This is a genomic window from Winogradskyella litorisediminis (assembly GCF_042675765.1).
GTDB lineage: Bacteria > Bacteroidota > Bacteroidia > Flavobacteriales > Flavobacteriaceae > Winogradskyella > Winogradskyella litorisediminis.
Genome location: NZ_JBHTJL010000009.1, coordinates 715968 through 736571, shown reverse-complemented (window position 1 = coordinate 736571; position 20604 = coordinate 715968). Strand labels below are relative to the sequence as shown.

The following is a 20604-nucleotide window of genomic DNA, read 5'->3' as shown; positions in this document are numbered from 1 at the left end:
TTTGTTTCATCGGTAAAAAAGAGTATTTGGTCTATTTTTCTTTTAAATTTTATTAAAAGTTTGTTAATAATTTATTTTAGCTAACTTAAAGAAATTCCAACCTTATATGAAACGACTTTTACTTCTGTTTTTTTGTCTTGCTTTATTTAATATTCAATCTAGTTTTGGATTAGACAAAAACACTGACAATCCTCAACCATTTGTAGATTTTACCGTTAATTGTTCTGCCGGCACAGAATCAACAACTTTTTGCTACGGTAATAACGAAACCGAGACCTTTCTTTTTACATCTTCGACAGGAGCTCCTGTAATTATTGAATTTTTAGAAGGTAGCATTGAAAGTGGTTTTGACGATATCACCATTTATGACGGTAACAATAATTCAGGAACTGTTTTATTTAGTGGTGATAATGGTGGTGATTTAGCTGGTATCATCGCACAATCCACTGGAGATTCTCTCTTCATAGAGGTCGATAGTGATGGCAGTGTAAGTTGTCAAAGTAGTACCTCTTTTACACCGTGGACCATTGAATTTCGTTGCGTAACCTGTATACCTGCTACTGCCAACTACGATATTGTAAGTGATTGTGCCAATGGTGAGCAGTTTTTTATTGAAGTTAACCTTTCGGATGTTGGCGATGCAGAATCTATTGAGATTTCTGATAATCAGGGAAGTGATGTCGTTACAACTTCTGTAACTGGCGTTTTTGCTTTCGGCCCTTTTGCAAACGGCACCGAAATAGATATTACAGTTGCCGATGCTGATGACGTTAATTGTATATTAACAAGTGGCACTTTAACACAAGCCTTTTGCCCAGAACAATCTTGTGATATCATAAATGCTGGCCCTGATCAAGTAACTGGCTGCGGTTCTACAGAAGAAATTATGCTTGCAGCAACTTTTATGGAAAGTAGTTTAACCAATGATACTTCGGTATATAATATTTCTTCTTTAAATTGTCCTTTAGCAAATTTAGAAGGTACACCAACAGCTTTAAACATTGATGACCGTTGGTCTTCTGTTATTGATATAGAATTCGATTTTGAGTTTTATGGCATTACCTATAATCAATTAGTGGTTGGTGCCAATGGATTAATATCGTTTGACACTGGATTATCTGGTAATTTTTGCCCTTGGAGCTTTGAGCCAGACGAACTCATACCAACTCCGGATTTGCCAACAAACGCTATACACGGTGTTTATCACGATATTGATCCAAGTGTAAGTGGACAAATTGAATATACAGTCGTTGGTGTGGCTCCAGAGCGTCAATTTAAAGTAAGCTTTGTTCACGTACCGCACTTTAGCTGTAATGAGCTATTGACAACATCTCAAATTATTTTATACGAGTCTTCTAATGTAATAGATGTTGTTGTGGCAGAAAAGCCAACTTGCCAGACATGGAATGACGGTTTAGCTGTAATTGGATTACAAAATTCATCTGGTACAACAGGTGTTACTCCACCAGGCAGAAACACTGGAGATTGGTCTGTGACAGAACAAGAACTTTGGCGATTTGTACCTTCAGGAGATGCAAACTTTGAGTTTGAATGGTTTGATGGTAACGGTACATCCTTAGGAAACAATTCAGATATCACAGTTAACCCTACAGAAACTACAACTTATACGGCTTCCATAACATATACGGATGCTAATAATGTAGAATTTACAATAACTGACGATGTTACAGTATCTGTCTTAGATAATTCTCCAGAAGCTGGTGCTGTAGGTAATCTTGTAAATTGTAGTAACGCCCAAGGCAATGCAGAATTTGATTTGACTCAACAAGATGCCATAATTTTTAATGGTGCAACAGACTTAAACGTTATCTATTTTGAAACCTTTGATGATGCTGATAGCGGAAATAATCCCATACAAAATCCAGCAACTTACACAAACACTTCGAACCCACAAACTGTTTTCTACAGGTTAGAATTTGCAGCGTCTCCAGAATGTTATTCGGTTGGTAATTTTGATTTGGTTGTCGAAGATTTTGATACAAGCTTAGTTAATTTTGAGCAAGGTTGTAATGGTGAATCTTACGAAATTACCATTTCACCAATTAATAATAGTTACGACCCAAATACTGTAACTTACGAATGGTTTGGACCAGTTGGCGCTGATACATCTAACAATACCAATGCAACTTTTATTGCAACAGTTGATGGTGAATATAGCGTGGATATTACGACTGCTGAAGGTTGTGTGTATTCGGTTTCTACGGATGTATTAAATGCAAATTGTGTGTTTCCGCAAGGTATTTCTCCTAATGGTGATGCCTTTAATAACAATTTTGACTTAAGAGCCTTTAATGTTAGAAAGCTAGAAATCTTCAATAGAAACGGGCGTTCCGTTTATATAAAAGAAAATTACACTAATGAGTGGTTTGGCCAATCTTCTGATGGAGAACTTCCTGTTGGCACCTACTTTTACGTCGCTGAATTAGAAAATAACGAAACTCGAAATGGATGGATTTACATTCAACGATAAACTTGATGATGATGCGCAAAAACAAACTAACGACCTTTAAAACAATTTCGATGAGAAAAATCGCTATACTATTTCTATTGGCTTTTGCTTACACAAGTTATGGCCAACAAGACCCACAATACACCCAATACATGTACAACATGAATGTGGTAAATCCGGCTTATGCTGGATCAACCGAAAGTTTATCATTTGGGCTACTCTATAGAAATCAATGGACACAAATTGATGGCGCACCAGAAACAGGAACATTTTTTGGACACTCAGCAATAGGCAACAATATGGGTTTAGGTTTATCTGTTGTTGCTGACCAATTAGGTCCCGTAAAAGAAACAAATGCTTATGTGGATTTTTCATATACTTTAAATCTTGGAGGTGAGCATAAATTAGCACTTGGCGTTAAAGCTGGAGCAACGTTTCATGATATAGGATTAGCCAACATTGCTTTAATAAACCCTAACGATCCGTTCTTTCAAAATATAAATGAAACGACACCAAATATTGGTGCAGGTGCATTTTATTACACCGATAAATATTATTTATCTGTTTCAGTTCCAAATATGTTATCATCAGTGCATTTAAGCCAAAACGGAAACAACATTGGCTCAGAAACACAGCATTATTTTGTTACTGGTGGTTACGTGTTCGATATTTCAAAAAACACAGAATTGAAACCTTCATTTTTAGTAAAATCAGCATTTGATGCACCAACATCATTCGATGTCAACTTAAATGCGCGTTTTTATAAGAAGTTTGAAATTGGCGCATCTTACCGTTTAGATGATTCATTTTCTGGCTTAGTTAACTTTGCTGTTTCGCCATCACTACGCATTGGTTATGCTTACGATGCTGTATCATCAGAGATTAATGCATTTGCACCAGCTTCTCACGAAGTTATGATTTTATTCGACCTCAATTTTTCAAAGCGTGCTTCACGTTCACCAAGATATTTCTAACCAGTTAAGCTAATTATTATGAGAACTCTAAAAACGTTATTTATTATTATAGTCTTGGGTAGTTTCAGCTTAACTGCTCAAAATTCTGACACTAAAAAAGCTGATAAACAATTCAGTAAATTTCAGTTTGTGAAAGCAGCTGAAAGTTATAATGACCTTATTGAAGATGGAAAAGGCAACGAATATATTTACAACCAACTTGCGGAATCATATTTTAACATGTTTAATACCGTTGAAGCAGAAAAATGGTATGCAAAAACTTTAGAAACTTCAGACAAACCAGAAACAATTTATCGATATGCCGAAATGCTTAAGGCTAACGGTAAATATGAAGAATCTAATACCCAAATGAAGCGCTTCGCAAGTATGCGACCATCAGACGATAGAGCAATTGCTTTTAATGAAAATCCAAATTATCTACCTCAACTCTTAGAACAAGGTAAAAAATTTAATGTGCAAAACGCACCTTTCAATTCTGAGCAATCAGACTTTGGTGGTACAGAAAAAAACGGAATTTTATACATTACTTCTGCTCGTAACGAATCTCGTAAAAACTACGGGTGGAATAATGAACCTTTTTTAGATATTTACAGCCTTCAAAAAAGAACCGACGGCAGTTACTCAGATGCTACGCTAATGAGCAAAGACATCAATACCAAGTACCACGAAGGATTAGTATCTTTTTCTCCAAATGGCGAAACAATGTATTTTTCTAGAGAAAGTTTTTTTGAAAAAGACTTTGAAAAAGATTCTATATCAAAAGTAAAGTACAGTCAATTGTATTTATTTAAAGCTACTACACTAAAAGACCAGTGGGATACTATTGAAAGTTTAGCAATTAACAGTGAAAATTATTCAGTTAAAAATCCATCGGTTAATGCAGATGGAAAAACGTTATATTTTGCCTCAGATATGCCTGGCGGTTTTGGGAAATTTGATCTTTACAAAGCACCAATAAATGCCGATGGCACTTTGGGTTCGCCAGAAAATTTGGGTCAAAAAGTTAATACCGAAGGACAGGAAATGTTTCCATTTATTAGCAGTAATAACACGCTTTATTTTTCATCTAACGGCCATTTAGGACTTGGTGGTATGGATGTGTTTTATACTGAAGAAATTGATGGTAAAATGGCGCCCATAAGAAATATTGGAATTCCTGTAAATAGTAATGGTGACGATTTTGCCTTTTCTATAAACGAAGAAACCGAAGAAGGTTACGTTTCCTCTAATCGCGAGGGCGGAAAAGGAAGCGATGATGTTTACTTAATTAAAAAACTTCAACCATTGTGTGATGTTTTAGTCAATGCTTTAGTTTTAGATGACAGCACACGCCAACCTATTGCTGGTGCAACTGTTTCGCTTTTTGATGAACAAGGGAACAAAATAACCTCTAAAACAACAGACGCCGAAGGTAAGGCTAAGTTTATTGTGGAGTGTTCTACTTCTTCAGATTTAGAAGTGACTATGACAGATTACAATAGTAAAAAAGTCAATGTTAAAACAGAACGAAATGAAGAAATGGATGTAACAATATCCTTAGACCCAATTGAGGATATTATTGTAGCAGATAAAATAGAATTAGAGCCGATATACTTTGATTTTGATAAATCAAACATCACAGCACAAGCTGCATTTGAACTCGACAAACTAGTGCAGATTATGAAAAAATATCCGGAAATGGTCATTAACGCATCTTCTCACACAGACAATAGAGGTTCTGATGCATACAATAGACGTCTTTCGCAACGTCGTGCAACATCAACCCAGCAATATGTAATTTCAAAAGGTATTGACGAAAAACGCATACAAGCTATTGGTCGTGGCGAAGACAATCCAAAAATAGAATGTGGAACAAACTGTACTGAAGAAGAACATCAGCTTAATAGACGTTCAGAGTTTTTAATTATTAGTGGCGGACCACAGAGTAATTAAGAATTTAAAAAAACTAACTAAACTATCTTAAAAAACGGGGACTTAAATTATTTAAGTTCTCTTTTTTTTATAGTCACTTGACGGAGTCGAACTTCCAATCTTTAAATGGACGTTTAGACAAATTAGAATTATAATATCTAACATCACCAGTCACTTCGTTACCAAGCCAATCAGGTTTTTCAAAAACTTCAGCTTCAGAGTTTAATTCAACTTCGGCAATGATTAAACCTTCGTTATCACCGAAGAAAACATCGACTTCGTAAAGGTGTTTCCCGATTTTGACTTCGTATCTGGTTTTATCAATGATGCCTTTTTCGCAAAGTTTTAATAACGCTTCAGCTTCATCTAAGTTGATATCTTTTTCCCACTCAAAACGGCTTAAACCGTCGGAAGATGATTTTCCTTTTACGGTTAAAATCCCTTTATCTTTTTTAATTCTAATTCTAACCGTGCGCTCTGGATTACTATTCAAAAAACCTTGTTTGATCTGGTACGAGTAAAAAGCTTCTGTTTTAAAAGCTTCAGATTTTACTAAAAATTTTCGTTCTATTTCTACTGCCATGCGAAGTTTATTAAAAGGCATTTAATGCCTAAATTTACAGCATGTCAAACGATTTACCAATTCGGAAAATAATTCACGTAGATATGGATGCATTTTATGCTTCTGTTGAGCAATTGGATAATCCAGAATTACGAGGTAAACCCATTGCTGTTGGTGGCGGAAGTGCGCGTGGCGTTATTAGCGCAGCCAGTTACGAAGCTCGAAAATTTGGTGTACGAAGTGCCATGTCTGGCCGTTTGGCCGAAAAATTGTGTCCTGACTTAATTTTTGTTCGTACAAACTTTGACCGCTACAAAGAAGTCTCTCAACAAATTCGAAGCATCTTTTTTGAATACACTGATTTGGTTGAACCATTATCTTTGGATGAAGCTTATTTGGATGTCACGGAAAACAAAAAGGGGATGCCTAGCGCATCTTTAATAGCCCAAGAGATACGACAAAAGATTTTTGAAAAAACAGGCTTAAATGCGTCCGCAGGCATATCAATTAACAAGTTTATTGCTAAAGTAGCGAGTGATATTAATAAACCCAACGGACAAAAAACCGTAAACCCAGAAGACGTTTTACAATTTTTAGAAAATCTAGACATCCGAAAGTTCTATGGCGTCGGTAAAGTTACTGCAGAAAAAATGTATCTAAAAGGGATTTTTACTGGTAAAGATTTAAAGTCTAAATCGTTGGAATACCTTTCTGAAAACTTTGGAAAATCTGGCTCCTATTATTACCATGTGGTTCGTGGCATTCATAACAGTGAAGTGAAACCAAATCGCATCCGTAAATCGCTTGCAGCAGAACGAACGTTTAGTGAGAATCTATCTTCAGAAATATTTATGCTTGAAAAATTAGAGCATATTGCCGAGGAAGTCTCTAAACGTTTAGCAAAAAGTAAGGTTTCAGGAAAAACCATTACTTTAAAAATAAAATATAGCGATTTTACGCTTCAAACCAGAAGTAAAACTTTACCCTATTTCGTAAGTGATAAAGCCATCATTTTAGAAACCGCAAAAGACTTACTTTATCAAGATAAACTGAATAACTCTGTAAGACTTTTGGGTATTTCTTTGTCTAATTTAAATACGGAAGACTCCAGAAAGAAAGCCAAGAAAGTTATTGAAAAGCCGATTAGTGTTCAGTTAAAGTTTGATTTTTAAATTGTATACCTAAAAACTACAAGTCTCAATCTCAGTAACTCGTAATGTATTCACCATACCTTTATCTTTAATTGGCATTGCGGCTAAACTAATAAGCATATCACCAACGCCTAAATACCCTTTTTTACAAGCAATAGCGTTTACATCTTCAATAGTTTCATCTGTACTTACAAACTTATCGTAATAAAACGCTGTAACACCCCAAAGTAAACTTAATCGCGTTATCATACGCTTGTTTGAAGTAAATACTAAAATATGAGCTGACGGTCGCCAAGCCGAAATCTGAAAAGCTGTATAACCACTATTAGTAAGCGTAGAAATGGCTTTAGCATCTATTTCGTTTGCCATTTTTGCAGCATGGTAACAAATAGATTTTGTAATATATCTTTTAGTACGGATATGCGGCGGAATTTGTGGTACTTCAATTAGATTAGAATCTTCAACACTACGAATGATATTAGCCATCTGGCGAATTACTTGTACCGGATACTTACCAACAGACGTTTCCCCAGAAAGCATTACCGCATCGGCGCCATCCATTACAGAATTTGCAACATCATTAACCTCTGCTCGAGTTGGCGTTAAACTGCTTATCATTGTTTCCATCATTTGCGTGGCAATAATCACAGGAATACGCGCACGTTTTGCACGATGTACCAATTGTTTTTGTACCAATGGTACTTCTTCAGCAGGAATCTCAACTCCTAAGTCACCACGAGCTACCATTAAACCATCGCAATAGGCAACAATCTTATCAATATTTGCAACAGCTTCAGGCTTTTCAATTTTAGCTATTATTGGAATTTTTTCATCGCTATGCTCACTAATTAATTTTTGAAGTTCCATTAAATCTTCGGCATGACGAACAAACGAAAGAGCTATCCAGTCGACTTTCTGGCCAATAGCAAAAATAGCATCTTCAATATCTTTTTCAGTTAAAGCCGGTTGCGAAATATTTGTGTTTGGAAGGTTTACACCTTTTTTAGACTTCAACGGTCCGCCTTGAATTACCTTGGCTTTTACTTCTGTTTTTTTATCGGTTGAAACAACTTCAAAAATTAATTTACCATCATCTAAAAGAATTCGCTCACCAGGTTTTGCATCTTGCGGAAACTTATCGTAAGTCATGTAAACACGTTCTTTTGTTCCTTCAAAACGTTCTCCAGTAGCAAAAATAATTTCGTCACCTGGATTTACAACAACCTCTTCTTTCATTTTTCCAACACGTAATTTTGGGCCTTGTAGGTCTCCCAAAATTGAGGCATTATAACCATATTCTTTGTTGAGCTCACGTATCATTTTAATACGCTGCTTTACATCTTCATAATCGGCGTGTGAAAAGTTAATTCTAAACACATTTGCGCCTTCATCTAACATTTGTTTTAAAACGGTCTTACTGCTTGTTGCAGGTCCTAACGTTGCAACTATCTTTGTTTTCTTATTATTCATTAATTCTAAAAGATTAAATGTTCTTTTGATTTTATTTTTGACAAGTCAACCTCGTAACTTGTTATAACTTGAGGTATACTTTGTAATTTAGTAATAATTAGTTTTTCGTTAAGTCGTTGTCTATCATTACTTATTTTGATAAAAAAATCTACTTTCTTTAATTCTGGTAACAAATTATAAGTTTTAGTGATTTTTTTGTCGTCTGCAAATAACACTCCGCTACTAGAAAGACTCTCTTCCTCTTTTTTGCAAATGTTTGCAATTAAGTTCCATGTTACGTCATTAGCTTCATTATACCATTCATAAACCGCAAATGATGAAGACGTATAATTGAGGTCTAGGTCTTTATCCTTTCGGGTTAAATTAATACCGAAATATTTATTAACCATATATGCTAAACGGTAATCTTCTAGTCCGCAATGTATGGCAATAAGTGCATAACTATCGTCATAAAAATCATCCATTAAAAGCTTATGCATTGCCATAATACAACAACAATTTATGAGGTAAATATAAGATATTAAAGAGTGATTAGTGTTACCTTTAGATTAAACTTAACCAATAAATCTAACGAAAACGTTTGCGATAACTGTAAGTGTTTTGGGTACTTAAGACGATTTGGTCATTTCTCTCTGAAAAGCAAAAAAGGCGCGTTTTGATGCTTTTTCCTCAGCCTTTTTCTTAGAGGTTGCTCTTCCTTTTGAAATTACTTTTTCATCAATTTTTAATTTCACTGAAAAGTGCTTCAATGCGTCGTTCCCTGTGTCTTCGTAAATTTCGTATTCAAAGGTTTTTTTCTCTTTTTGGCACCACTCTATCAACAGACTTTTGTAACTGATAACTTTACCTTCGAGTTTTTCTATATCTACATGCGGATTTATGACTTTCTTGTAAATAAATTTTTCACAAGATTTATAACCCTTATCTAAGTAAATAGCGCCAACTAAAGCTTCAAAAAGATTACCGTGAATGTTATTTCCAAAATTAGTTGTAGGAATACGGCTTTGAACCAAATCTATAAGTTGAAGGTCTTTGCCGAGCTCATTCAAATGTTGTCTACTAACAACTTTAGAGCGCATTTTGGTTAAGTAGCCTTCATCACCATGCGGAACTTTACTATATAAATAAGAAGCTATCACAGAACCCAGCATGGCATCACCAACAAATTCTAATCGCTCATAATTAATTGGATTACCTTTTTTATCCTTAATATTCATTGAACGATGCGTGAATGCTTTTTTGTAAATCGCATTCTTTTTAGGCTTAAACCCAAGTATGCGTTCAAGTTCTAAAAAAAAATTCCCGTCCTTATCGGAACGGGAATTTTTTAATATGTTATAAATGAAACCCATACGGGATTTAATCTAATTTTTTAAATAATACACAAGCATTATGACCACCAAATCCAAATGTATTACTCATTGCTACTTTAATATCGCGTTTCTGTGCTTTATTAAGTGTTAGGTTTAATTCTGGGTCAATATTCTCGTCCGCAGTCTCATGATTAATTGTTGGAGGAATAATACCATGCTCCATTGCTAAAATCGAAGCAATTGCTTCAACAGCACCAGCAGCACCCAACAAGTGACCGGTCATAGATTTTGTAGAATTAATATTGATATTTTTTGCGTGGCTGCCAAACACTTCAGATATAGCTTTTAACTCTGCAACATCTCCAAGTGGTGTCGATGTTCCATGAGTATTTATGTGATCTACATCTTCAGGTTTTAAGCCTGCATTTTCTAAACAGTTTTTCATTACTGCAATAACACCAATGCCGTCAGGATGTGGTGCAGTCATATGATAGGCATCAGATGACAATCCGCCACCAACAACCTCAGCATAAATTTTTGCGCCACGTGCTTTCGCATGCTCATATTCTTCTAAAACAATAGAGCCTGCACCTTCACCTAGAACAAAACCGTCTCGGTTAGCATCAAAAGGTCTCGATGCAGTTTCGGGACTTTCGTTGCGTGTGCTCATGGCATGCATAGCGTTAAAACCGCCCATACCTGCAATAGTTACTGCTGCTTCACTTCCTCCTGTAATTACAACATCACAATGACCTAAACGTATTGTATTTAAGGCATCAATCATTGAATTTGCTGAAGACGCACAAGCAGAAACTGTTGTGTAATTTGGACCCATAAAACCATACTTAATAGATATGTTTCCAGGTGCAATATCAGCAATCATTTTAGGGATAAAACGCGGATTAAACCTAGGTGTACCATCACCTTTTGCAAAATTTAAAACCTCTTCTTGAAAAGTTTCTAAACCGCCTATTCCTGCGCCCCAAATAACACCAACTCTTAACTTATTAATCGCGTCAAGGTCAAGTTTTGAGTCTGCAATTGCTTCATCCGAAGCTACCATTGCATACTGCGAAAACTTGTCCATTTGACGCGCTAATTTTCTATCAATAAAGTCAGTGACTTCAAAGTTTTTTATTTCACAAGCAAATTGCGTTTTGAACTTTTCAGCATCAAAATGTGTGATAGGCGCAGCTCCACTTTTTCCATTAACAAGACCATTCCAATATTCATCTTTGGTATTGCCAATAGGCGTAAGCGCACCTAAACCGGTAACTACAACTCGCTTTAATTCCATAAAATTGACTTCTTATTTAGCTTCTTCTATATAAGAGATAGCTTGACCAACTGTTGCAATGTTCTCAGCTTGATCGTCTGGTATTTGAATATCGAATTCTTTTTCGAACTCCATGATTAACTCCACTGTATCTAATGAATCTGCTCCTAAATCGTTAGTAAAGCTTGCTTCTGTTACAACTTCGTTTTCATCAACACCTAATTTATCTACGATAATCGCTTTTACTCGTGATGCAATGTCTGACATAATTTTTTAGTTTTTAAGTTTTAATTAGAGGGCAAAAATAAAAAACTTTATTTTAAAATATACATTTACCAATAAAATGTGACTTTTAAAGATAAAAAATAAAATAAGTATTTAAAAATTGAACCTAATTATGAATTATTATTCTTTTTTTTGTTTGAATAAATCTAGACCTAATAACTGTTTATGAAGCGAATTGTAATTTTTGCGTCCGGTTCGGGAAGTAACGCTGAAAATTTGATAAAGTTTTTTCAAAACAGTGATTCTGTGTCGGTTATTCAAGTACTGACTAACAATCCGCGTGCCAAAGTTTTAGAACGTGCTAAACGGCTTGATGTCAGTGCGTTTTCCTTTAACAGAAAAGCTTTTTCTAAAACTGATGATGTGCTTAATTTACTGAAAATCAGTCAACCCGATTTAATTATTTTAGCCGGATTTTTATGGAAGTTTCCTGAACATATTTTAAAACATTTCCCAAATAAAGTCATTAACCTGCATCCCGCTTTACTTCCTAAATTTGGTGGAAAAGGCATGTATGGCATGCATGTGCACGAAGCCGTTGTTGAGGCTACAGAAACAGAAACTGGCATCACAATACATTACGTAAATGAAAATTATGACGAAGGCGCCATTATTTTTCAAGCAAAATGTAGTGTCTTAGCTACAGACAACGCCGAAGATGTGGCAAAAAAGATTCATGAGTTGGAGATGGAGCATTTTCCAGTAATTGTGCAAAAATTATTGAAATCTCAAAATTCAAAAGACTAAATTCCAAATTACAATTAGTGCAAATCCGTGAAATTCGTGTTAAAATAGATGTCCAAGAAAAAGAAAAAATACTACACCGTTTGGAAAGGTCACAACACTGGCGTGTTTGAAACTTGGGATGATTGTAAGGCTCAAATCAAAAACTTTGAAGGTGCGCAGTACAAATCTTTCGCAACGTTTGATGCTGCTAAAAAGGCATTAAAAGGTAGCTATTTCGATTATATTGGGAAGTCTAAAACTTTTACAAGCGAACTCTCTGTTGAACAACTTAAAAAAATTGGGCAGCCTAATTACAATTCTATTTCTGTGGATGCTGCTTCAAGCGGGAATCCAGGTAAAATGGAATACCGCGGCGTAGACACTAAAACCAAAAAACAATTGTTTAGACAAGGTCCGTTTGAAGAAGGCACCAATAATATTGGAGAATTTTTAGCCTTAGTACATGGTTTGGCTTTTTTAAAACAGCACAATAGCGACCGTATTATGTATACAGACTCTCGCACTGCCATGAGTTGGGTGCGTAAAAAAAACTGCAATACCAAATTAACAAGAAACGCAAAAAATAAACCTGTTTTTGATTTGGTAGACCGCGCTGTAAAATGGCTCAAAGAAAATAACTATTCTACAAAAATTGTTAAATGGGAAACTAAAGCTTGGGGCGAAATTCCTGCAGATTTTGGAAGGAAGTGATTATTTGTAATACTGATTGTCTTGTTTTGTAAGGAATATATTTTGCGTAAATTTGCACCTTAATTTAAACGCAACACATGAGCAAACTTGTAATTGTTGGTACTGTAGCTTTTGATGCTATTGAAACACCTTTTGGTAAAACCGACAAAATTCTTGGTGGTGCAGGTACTTTTATTGGTCTTGCAGCTTCAAATTTTAATGTAGATTCCTCTGTAGTTTCTATTGTTGGAGGAGATTTTCCGCAAGAGTACTTAAACCTTTTAACCGAAAGAAATATTGATATTTCTGGTATTGAAATCGTAAAAGATGGTAAAACCTTCTTTTGGAGTGGAAAATATCACAACGATATGAATTCACGTGATACTTTGGTTACAGAGCTTAATGTGTTAGAGCATTTTAATCCTGTTGTGCCAGAAAATTATAAAGACGCCGAAGTCGTTATGTTAGGTAATTTGCATCCGTCTGTGCAAATGGGAGTATTAAATCAAATGAATAAAAAGCCAAAGTTGGTAGTTTTAGATACTATGAATTTTTGGATGGATTGTGCGCTTGAAGAACTACATAATACAATAAAACATGTAGATGTTATTACCATCAATGACGAAGAAGCAAGACAATTGACTGGAGAATACTCGCTTGTGGTTGCTGCCCGTAAAATACATAAAATGGGACCAAAATATGTTGTCATAAAAAAAGGAGAACATGGCGCATTATTGTTTCATGATGATGATATGTTTTACGCACCAGCTTTGCCATTAGAAAATGTATTTGATCCAACAGGTGCAGGCGATACATTTGCTGGTGGTTTTACAGGATTTTTGGCAAAAACCGAAGATTATTCTTTTGAGAATATGAAAAAAGCCGTCATTTATGGCTCAACATTAGCTTCATTTTGTGTCGAAAAATTTGGAACCGAACGCATGGTGAATTTAAAAACTGATGAAGTACAAAAACGCCTCAGACAATTTAAACAGCTAACGCAATTCGAAATAGAATTAAAATAAATAACAACGCGCTATATTTTGGCGCGTTTTTTTTATCCTAAATTATCAGGGTATTTAAGTATTTTTGAATAACAGTATAAACGCACAACACAACAACAATGAGTGACGCTTTAAAACACGAATGTGGTATAGCCCAAATTAGACTTTTAAAACCTCTTGAATATTATAAAGAAAAATACGGAAGTGCATTTTACGGCGTAAACAAAATGTATCTCATGATGGAAAAACAGCACAATCGCGGACAAGATGGTGCTGGTTTTGCAAGTATAAAACTCGATGTAACCCCAGGAGAACGCTACATAAGTCGTGTACGCTCCATCGCTCAACAACCAATACAAGATATTTTTGCACAAATAAATGAGCGTATAAATGAAGAATTAACCCTTCACCCAGAATACCAAGATGACGTAGCTGCGCAGAAAAAAAACATTCCATATATAGGAGAGCTTCTATTGGGCCATGTACGTTACGGAACGTTTGGTAAAAATAGTGTAGAAAGTGTACACCCATTTTTAAGGCAAAATAACTGGATGCACCGAAATCTTATAGTTGCTGGAAATTTTAACATGACCAATGTTAAAGAACTTTTTGAAAACTTGGTAAAAATAGGTCAACATCCTAAAGAGAAAGCTGATACAATCACCATAATGGAAAAAATCGGTCATTTTTTAGATGATGCGGTTTCAAAAATTTATAAAAATTTAAAAAAAGAAGGATATAGCAAAGCTGAATGTTCGCCATTAATTGCCGAAAGACTAAACGTTGCTAAAATCCTTCGAAAAGCAGCAAAAAATTGGGATGGTGGTTATGCTATGGCTGGTTTATTAGGTCATGGCGATAGTTTTGTACTACGTGACCCAGCAGGAATTAGACCAGCATATTATTATAAAGATGATGAAGTTGTAGTTGTAGCGTCTGAACGTCCAGTAATACAAACTGTGTTTAACGTAGATTTTGATGATGTTAAAGAATTAGAACCTGGTCATGCCATTATTACCAAAAAATCGGGTGAAACAGCTATTCACCAAATTTTAAAACCTCTCGAGCGTAAGGCTTGCTCCTTTGAGCGTATTTATTTTTCTCGCGGAAGTGACGCAGAAATTTATAAAGAACGAAAAGAACTTGGTCGTTTATTAATGCCAAAGGTGTTAGATGCGATTGATGGCGATACAAAAAATTCGGTATTCTCTTTTATACCAAATACTGCCGAAACATCTTTCTTTGGAATGATAGACACGGTTGAAGAGCATCTCAACGCCCGAAAAACTCAAGCTATTTTAGATGGTGATGGCAAATTAACTGCAGAACAGGTTACAGATATTTTATCTGAGCGTCCTCGCGTAGAAAAAATAGCCATTAAAGATGTTAAGCTAAGAACATTTATCACAGAAGATAGTAGTAGAGATGATTTAGTAGCACACGTTTACGATGTCACTTACGGAGTTATAAAACCAACTGACAATCTTGTTATAATAGATGATAGTATAGTACGTGGTACAACTTTAAAGAAAAGCATCATTAAAATGATGGACAGACTTCAGCCTAAAAAAATTGTTGTAGTGTCTTCTGCACCGCAAATTCGTTATCCGGATTGTTACGGTATTGACATGGCTAATTTAGAAGGTCTCGTTGCATTTAGAGCAGCTTTAGAATTGCTTAAAGACCAAAACAATTATGGTTTAGTTGAAGAGGTTTATAAAAAATGTAAAGCTCAAACAGAACTTAAAGATAAAGATGTAAAAAACTTTGTAAAAGAAATTTACAATGGTTTTACAGATGAGGAGATTTCGGACAAAATCTCAGAGCTATTAAGCGACGATGATGTAAATGCTGATGTGAAAATTATCTTTCAATCTGTAGAGAATTTACATAAAGCGTGTCCTAAAAATTTAGGTGATTGGTATTTTACTGGAGATTACCCAACAGTCGGTGGAAACAGAGTTGTCAATAGAGCCTTTATCAACTTTTTTGAAGGAAATAAAGAACGCGCCTATTAATTAAATACCCATTAATGGTTAGGACTTAGCTTTTTAGCTATTATAACTGCCGTTAATCCAAAAATTACTAAGCAATTAAATAAACTAACTATATTAGTTTTACCATAACATAAGTAGGTTAAGTTTATGGTAGATTTGGGGCAAAAAAGGACGATGTATTTCGTCCTTTTTTATTTAAAAAAAACGGTAACTTATTTGTTTTCAAAACGATACCTGTATTTTAATACGTTTTGGCGGATTAATAAGTCTTTTATCTAAATTTTAAGATTTTATTGTAGGGTAAAAGCTATATTTGTATTTACCATAACATAAGTAGGTTAAGTTTATGGTAGATTTGGGGCAAAAAGGGTGAACGACTGTTCGCCCTTTTTCATTTTTAATTTCTACGGAAGTGAAAACCTCTTTAAAGGTCAAGTTTATGAAAGTTTACAGCAGATGTAAATCTTGCTTAAGTGATATTGAGTTCTCTTCAAAAGCGAAAACAAGAATTGACTTTGTGATGCTACATGACGAATTTGTATCAATAAAATGCAATAATTGTCAAAACAAAAACAACGTTCATGTCGATGAGCTCAAAGCAGAATTATCAAAAATATCTCAGATAATAGCTAGTTTTATTTTTCTGCTTGGAACGGTATTTTTATTATACTTCGTTGCGCGACTATATTTAAGTCAGGTATCATTTATATACATGGTTTTGTTTAGTTTTTCATTACTCATTCCAATTTTAATTTATAATAGAATTAATTCCGAAGACCAAAAGCGTGTTCGCGCCTTCAATCGATTTAAATACAGACAATAAAAAAATCCCAAATCTTTCGATTTGGGATTTTCAATATTATAAATACCTACAAGGTTTTGAAAACCTTGCAGGATGAGAGTTCAATTTAAACCTTACTTCGCCTCAGCATAGCGTCTTTCGACTTCATTCCAGTTAATCACATTAAAAAATGCATCAATATAATCTGGTCTTCTGTTTTGATAGTTGAGGTAATACGCGTGTTCCCAAACGTCTAATCCTAGGATTGGAGTTCCGCCGCAAGAAACACCAGGCATTAATGGGTTATCTTGGTTTGGTGTTGAGCAAACTTCAACTTTTCCGCCTTTGTGTACGCATAACCAAGCCCAACCAGACCCAAATTGCGTCGCTGCAGCTTTGCTAAATGCGTCCTTAAAAGCATCAACAGACTTAAATTCTGCTTCAATAGCATCTTTTAATTCACCCGACAAACGTCCTTTACCTTCAGGATTCATAACCTCCCAAAATAATGAATGGTTATAAAAACCGCCACCATTATTTCTAACTGCAGTATTATCCATATCGAGGTTAGTCAAAATGTTTTCAATCGTTTTTCCTTCTAAATCTGTGCCTTCAATAGCATTATTTAGTTTTGTTGTATATCCATTGTGGTGCTTAGAATGATGTATCTCCATAGTACGCGCATCGATATGCGGCTCTAAAGCATCATAAGCATATTGTAATTTTGGTAATTCAAAAGCCATAATTATGTTTCTTTTTAAAGGTTAGTAATTCAATTTTAACAAATTTACGATATTGACTACAAGATTTTCCAAATAAAATATTAAGATTAGTTATTTTGGTATAAATTATTTCTTTTGAGTTCAACATTTAATATTTATAGCGCATCTGCCGGCAGTGGTAAAACATACACGCTTGCTAAATCTTACATTAAACTTTTGGTTGTCTCAAAATACTCAGACCAATTTAAAAACATCCTTGCCATTACGTTTACAAACAAAGCTGTTGGCGAAATGAAAACGCGTATTGTTGATATGCTGAAGGTGTTTTCGACTTATTCGGAAGGTGAAACAAAACATCCAATGTTTTTAGACATTTGTAAGGAATTAAATATTTCTGAAGAACATTTACAGGAAAAATCTAAAGTTGTTCTCCAAAAAATTATTCATAATTATGGTGCTTTTGATATTTCTACGATTGATGGTTTTACGCATCGCGTTATTCAAACCTTTGCGTTTGACCTTAAACTCCCTGTAAATTTTGAGGTTGAATTAGACCAAGAATTCCTACTCAATAAAGCGGTTGATAATCTTATTGCCAAAGCAGGAACAGACAAAAAGCTAACCCAAACTTTAGTTGATTTTGCAATAGAAAAAGCCGATGATGATAAAAGTTGGGATATTACATACGACTTTAATAAAATTAGCAAACTCCTTGTTAATGAAAACGATTTACCTTTTGTTGAAAAACTAAAAAGTAAAACTCTTGAAGATTTTAACACGTTAAAAAATCAATTAATTAAACAAATTTCTTCACTTGAAATTGAAATTGTAAAAAAAGCTAAAGAAGCATTAACGCTTATAAATGAAGCTAGTTTACAGTTTGATGATTTTAACAGAAAATCTTTACCTAATCATTTTAAAAATCTTGCAGACAAAAAATTTAATGTTGGGTTTGAATCCCAATGGCAAACGGCTTTGGTTGAAGGCGAAAGATTGTATCCTTCGCGCGTAAGCGATACTGTTGCACAAACTATTGAAGCATTGCAACCAAAATTTATACAGCTTTTTACCGAAACGAAAGAACTTGTTTTCCAGATAAAATTTAAAAAAGCAATTTATAAAAACATTACGCCATTATCGGTGATTAATGCGTTACAGAAAGAACTTCAAACTTTAAAGGATGAAGAAAATAAAATTCTTATTTCAGAATTTAATTCGCTTATCAGTAAAGAAATTAAAGGCCAACCTACGCCATTTATATATGAGCGTTTGGGCGAAAAATTTAGACATTATTTTATCGACGAGTTTCAAGATACATCAGCCATGCAATGGAATAATTTAGTGTCATTAATGGATAATGCGTTGTCTGCCGCAAATGGCTCAGCGATGCTAGTTGGTGATGCTAAACAATCGATTTACCGTTGGCGCGGCGGTGATGCACAACAGTTTATAGATTTAACCAATGGAAGAGTAAACCCATTTCAACTAAAGGCAAACACCACAAATTTAGAAACTAACTATAGAAGTTTTAAAGAAATCATAAACTTCAACAACTCCTTTTTTAAATTCGTTTCAGATTATTTATTTGAAGATGAAAACTACAAATCATTATATAAGGGCGCTACACAAAAGGTCTCTAAAGAAGAAAGTGGCTATGTGAATCTCTCATTTTTAGAATACGATAATGCAGAAGAAGGTACTGAAGTTTACACAGAAAAAACGCTAGAAACCGTAAAATCCTGTATAGAAAACGGCTATAAACTCGGCGATATTTGTGTTTTGGTTCGAAAGAAAAAAGAAGGCATTGCAGTTTCGGACGTGTTGAGTAATCATGGCATTTCCATTATTTCTTCTGAAACGTTGCTGCTCAATAACTCACCTAAAGTGCAGTTGCTTAATTTTGTTTTGGCACTTTTAACTCAGCCAAACGACCAAAAATTAAAGTTGAATGTTTTAAATGCAATTTCAAAATTATTTAAAATTACAGATAAGCATACCTTTTTTAAAGCGCACATCAATTTACCAACAGATGAACTGTTTAAGCAGCTCAACATCTTAGACATTCAGATTAATTATCCAGAATTGTTGCAAATGCCCATTTTTGATACAGTGGAAAGTTTGGTGCGAAGTTTTAAACTTTGTGAGACAAGTTCGGACGCATATGTTCAGTTTTATTTAGATACCGTTTTAGATTATAGTAACAAGCAGAATTCTGACCTTTCAGGTTTCCTCGATTATTTTGAAACCAAGAAAGAAAAACTCAGTATTTCTACACCTAGTAATTTAGATGCGGTTTCTGTAATGACAATACATAAGTCAAAAGGTTTGGAATTTCCTGTTGTTATTTTTCCTTTTGCAGATTTAGATTTTTACAAAGAAATAGAGCCAAAAGAATGGTTTCCGATTGAACAAGAAAACTATAATAGTTTTGATACAGCTCTGATTAATTATAATAAAGACTTTCTAAATTTTGGAGAAATTGGCGAATTTATTTATCAAAAACATCAGTCAGAGCTTGAGTTAGACGGTGTAAATCTGCTTTATGTAACGTTGACAAGAGCCGTTGAGCAACTCTATATTATTACCAAAAAAGATATAAGCGCAAAAGGTGTTATTAACGATAAAACCTATGCTGGACTGTTTATTCAATATTTAATAAATCAGAGTAAATGGAACGAAAGTCAAACAGAATATTCATTTGGTCAACCTTCAAAATTATATATTGAAAAAAAGGAGGAAATGACTGTAGCAAATTTTGAATTTATTTCAACTCCAAAAGAATCTCACAATCTAAAAGTTATTACTAACTCAGGAGTACTTTGGGAAACTGAACAAGAAAAAGCTCTAGAATATGGTAATTTAGTACATTTGGTAATGTCTAAAATTAAAACAGTTGCTGATGTTGATAGCGCTCTAAAATCAGTGATTTCTTCAGGACAAATTTCATCCGAAAATATTGATAGCTTACAACAAATTATAGTATCAATTGTAAGTAACCCAACTCTTTCAAAATATTTTACAGATGAATATGAAATTTTCAACGAAAAAGATATCATTACTAAAGATGGATTTTATCTGCGACCCGACCGATTGGTTATTAAGGGAAATAAAGCCATTATAATAGATTACAAAACAGGTAGCGAAAGCACAACTTATAACGCTCAAATAGAATCTTATGCCAATGTTTTAAAAGCGATGAATTATGAGATTGAAAAAAAACTTATCGTTTACACCAATAATCCGCTAAAAATTTCCGAAGTTAAATAGTAACT

The 20604-nt window shown here is 34.4% G+C and carries 16 protein-coding genes; 9 read left to right on the top strand and 7 right to left on the bottom strand.

Going from position 1 to position 20604, the window contains the following annotated elements; translation table 11 throughout:
• The first annotated feature begins 106 nt into the window (after positions 1–106).
• From ACFQ1Q_RS05575 to ACFQ1Q_RS05565, 3 genes are read left to right on the top strand one after another with little or no spacing between them, the layout of a single operon-like run.
• A complete protein-coding gene (locus tag ACFQ1Q_RS05575; RefSeq protein ID WP_386128819.1) occupies positions 107–2491 on the top strand; it encodes a gliding motility-associated C-terminal domain-containing protein in 2385 nt (794 codons plus the stop codon).
• Between the two features lie 50 nt (positions 2492–2541).
• Positions 2542–3444 (top strand): PorP/SprF family type IX secretion system membrane protein, encoded by a 903-nt coding sequence (locus tag ACFQ1Q_RS05570; RefSeq protein ID WP_386128817.1) that lies wholly within the window; start codon positions 2542–2544, stop codon positions 3442–3444.
• A gap of 18 nt (positions 3445–3462) precedes the next feature.
• Positions 3463–5376 (top strand): OmpA family protein, encoded by a 1914-nt coding sequence (locus tag ACFQ1Q_RS05565; protein ID WP_386128815.1) that lies wholly within the window; start codon positions 3463–3465, stop codon positions 5374–5376.
• A gap of 73 nt (positions 5377–5449) precedes the next feature.
• Here the strand turns inward: ACFQ1Q_RS05565 and ACFQ1Q_RS05560 are convergent, their stop codons facing one another.
• A complete protein-coding gene (locus ACFQ1Q_RS05560) occupies positions 5450–5938 on the bottom strand; it encodes a CYTH domain-containing protein (RefSeq protein ID WP_386128813.1) in 489 nt (162 codons plus the stop codon).
• A gap of 41 nt (positions 5939–5979) precedes the next feature.
• Between ACFQ1Q_RS05560 and dinB the strand changes: the two genes are divergently transcribed.
• The gene (gene dinB / locus ACFQ1Q_RS05555) at positions 5980–7089 is read left to right on the top strand and encodes a DNA polymerase IV (RefSeq protein ID WP_386128811.1); all 1110 of its coding nucleotides are present in this window, start codon (positions 5980–5982) and stop codon (positions 7087–7089) included.
• Positions 7090–7098: 9 nt separating this feature from the next.
• On the opposite strand, the gene pyk is transcribed toward dinB, so the two are convergent.
• The 5 genes from pyk to ACFQ1Q_RS05530 all read right to left on the bottom strand — a co-directional run bounded on the left by pyk (position 7099) and on the right by ACFQ1Q_RS05530 (position 11394).
• Positions 7099–8538, bottom strand: coding sequence for a pyruvate kinase (gene pyk / locus ACFQ1Q_RS05550; protein ID WP_386128809.1), 1440 nt, complete (start codon positions 8536–8538; stop codon positions 7099–7101).
• Between the two features lie 5 nt (positions 8539–8543).
• On the bottom strand, positions 8544–9023 hold the full coding sequence (locus tag ACFQ1Q_RS05545) for an IPExxxVDY family protein (protein ID WP_386128807.1): 480 nt from the start codon (positions 9021–9023) through the stop codon (positions 8544–8546).
• Positions 9024–9146: 123 nt separating this feature from the next.
• Positions 9147–9890, bottom strand: coding sequence for a ribonuclease III (gene rnc / locus ACFQ1Q_RS05540; RefSeq protein WP_386128805.1), 744 nt, complete (start codon positions 9888–9890; stop codon positions 9147–9149).
• Positions 9891–9897: 7 nt separating this feature from the next.
• Positions 9898–11148, bottom strand: a complete 1251-nt coding sequence (fabF, locus tag ACFQ1Q_RS05535; RefSeq protein ID WP_386128803.1) for a beta-ketoacyl-ACP synthase II — start codon at positions 11146–11148, stop codon at positions 9898–9900.
• 12 nt (positions 11149–11160) lie between these two features.
• Positions 11161–11394, bottom strand: a complete 234-nt coding sequence (locus ACFQ1Q_RS05530) for an acyl carrier protein (protein ID WP_008269813.1) — start codon at positions 11392–11394, stop codon at positions 11161–11163.
• 183 nt (positions 11395–11577) lie between these two features.
• Between ACFQ1Q_RS05530 and purN the strand changes: the two genes are divergently transcribed.
• The 4 genes from purN (at position 11578) to ACFQ1Q_RS05510 (ending at position 15850) form a co-directional block, all read left to right on the top strand.
• On the top strand, positions 11578–12159 hold the full coding sequence (purN, locus tag ACFQ1Q_RS05525; RefSeq protein WP_386128801.1) for a phosphoribosylglycinamide formyltransferase: 582 nt from the start codon (positions 11578–11580) through the stop codon (positions 12157–12159).
• 48 nt (positions 12160–12207) lie between these two features.
• Complete coding sequence (locus ACFQ1Q_RS05520; protein WP_386128800.1) at positions 12208–12849, top strand: ribonuclease H1 domain-containing protein; 642 nt, start codon at positions 12208–12210, stop codon at positions 12847–12849.
• Positions 12850–12926: 77 nt separating this feature from the next.
• Positions 12927–13853, top strand: a complete 927-nt coding sequence (locus ACFQ1Q_RS05515) for a PfkB family carbohydrate kinase (protein WP_386128798.1) — start codon at positions 12927–12929, stop codon at positions 13851–13853.
• Positions 13854–13951: 98 nt separating this feature from the next.
• Positions 13952–15850 carry an amidophosphoribosyltransferase gene (locus tag ACFQ1Q_RS05510; RefSeq protein WP_386128796.1) on the top strand — a complete coding sequence of 633 codons (1899 nt, stop codon included), beginning with the start codon at positions 13952–13954 and terminating at the stop codon, positions 15848–15850.
• 894 nt (positions 15851–16744) lie between these two features.
• Here ACFQ1Q_RS05510 and ACFQ1Q_RS05505 read toward each other — a convergent pair.
• A complete protein-coding gene (locus tag ACFQ1Q_RS05505) occupies positions 16745–17353 on the bottom strand; it encodes a superoxide dismutase (protein ID WP_386128794.1) in 609 nt (202 codons plus the stop codon).
• Between the two features lie 114 nt (positions 17354–17467).
• Here ACFQ1Q_RS05505 and ACFQ1Q_RS05500 point away from each other — a divergent pair, with 114 nt between their 5' ends.
• Positions 17468–20599: a UvrD-helicase domain-containing protein gene (locus ACFQ1Q_RS05500; RefSeq protein ID WP_386128792.1), complete on the top strand. Its 3132-nt coding sequence runs from the start codon at positions 17468–17470 to the stop codon at positions 20597–20599.
• Positions 20600–20604 lie beyond the last annotated feature (5 nt).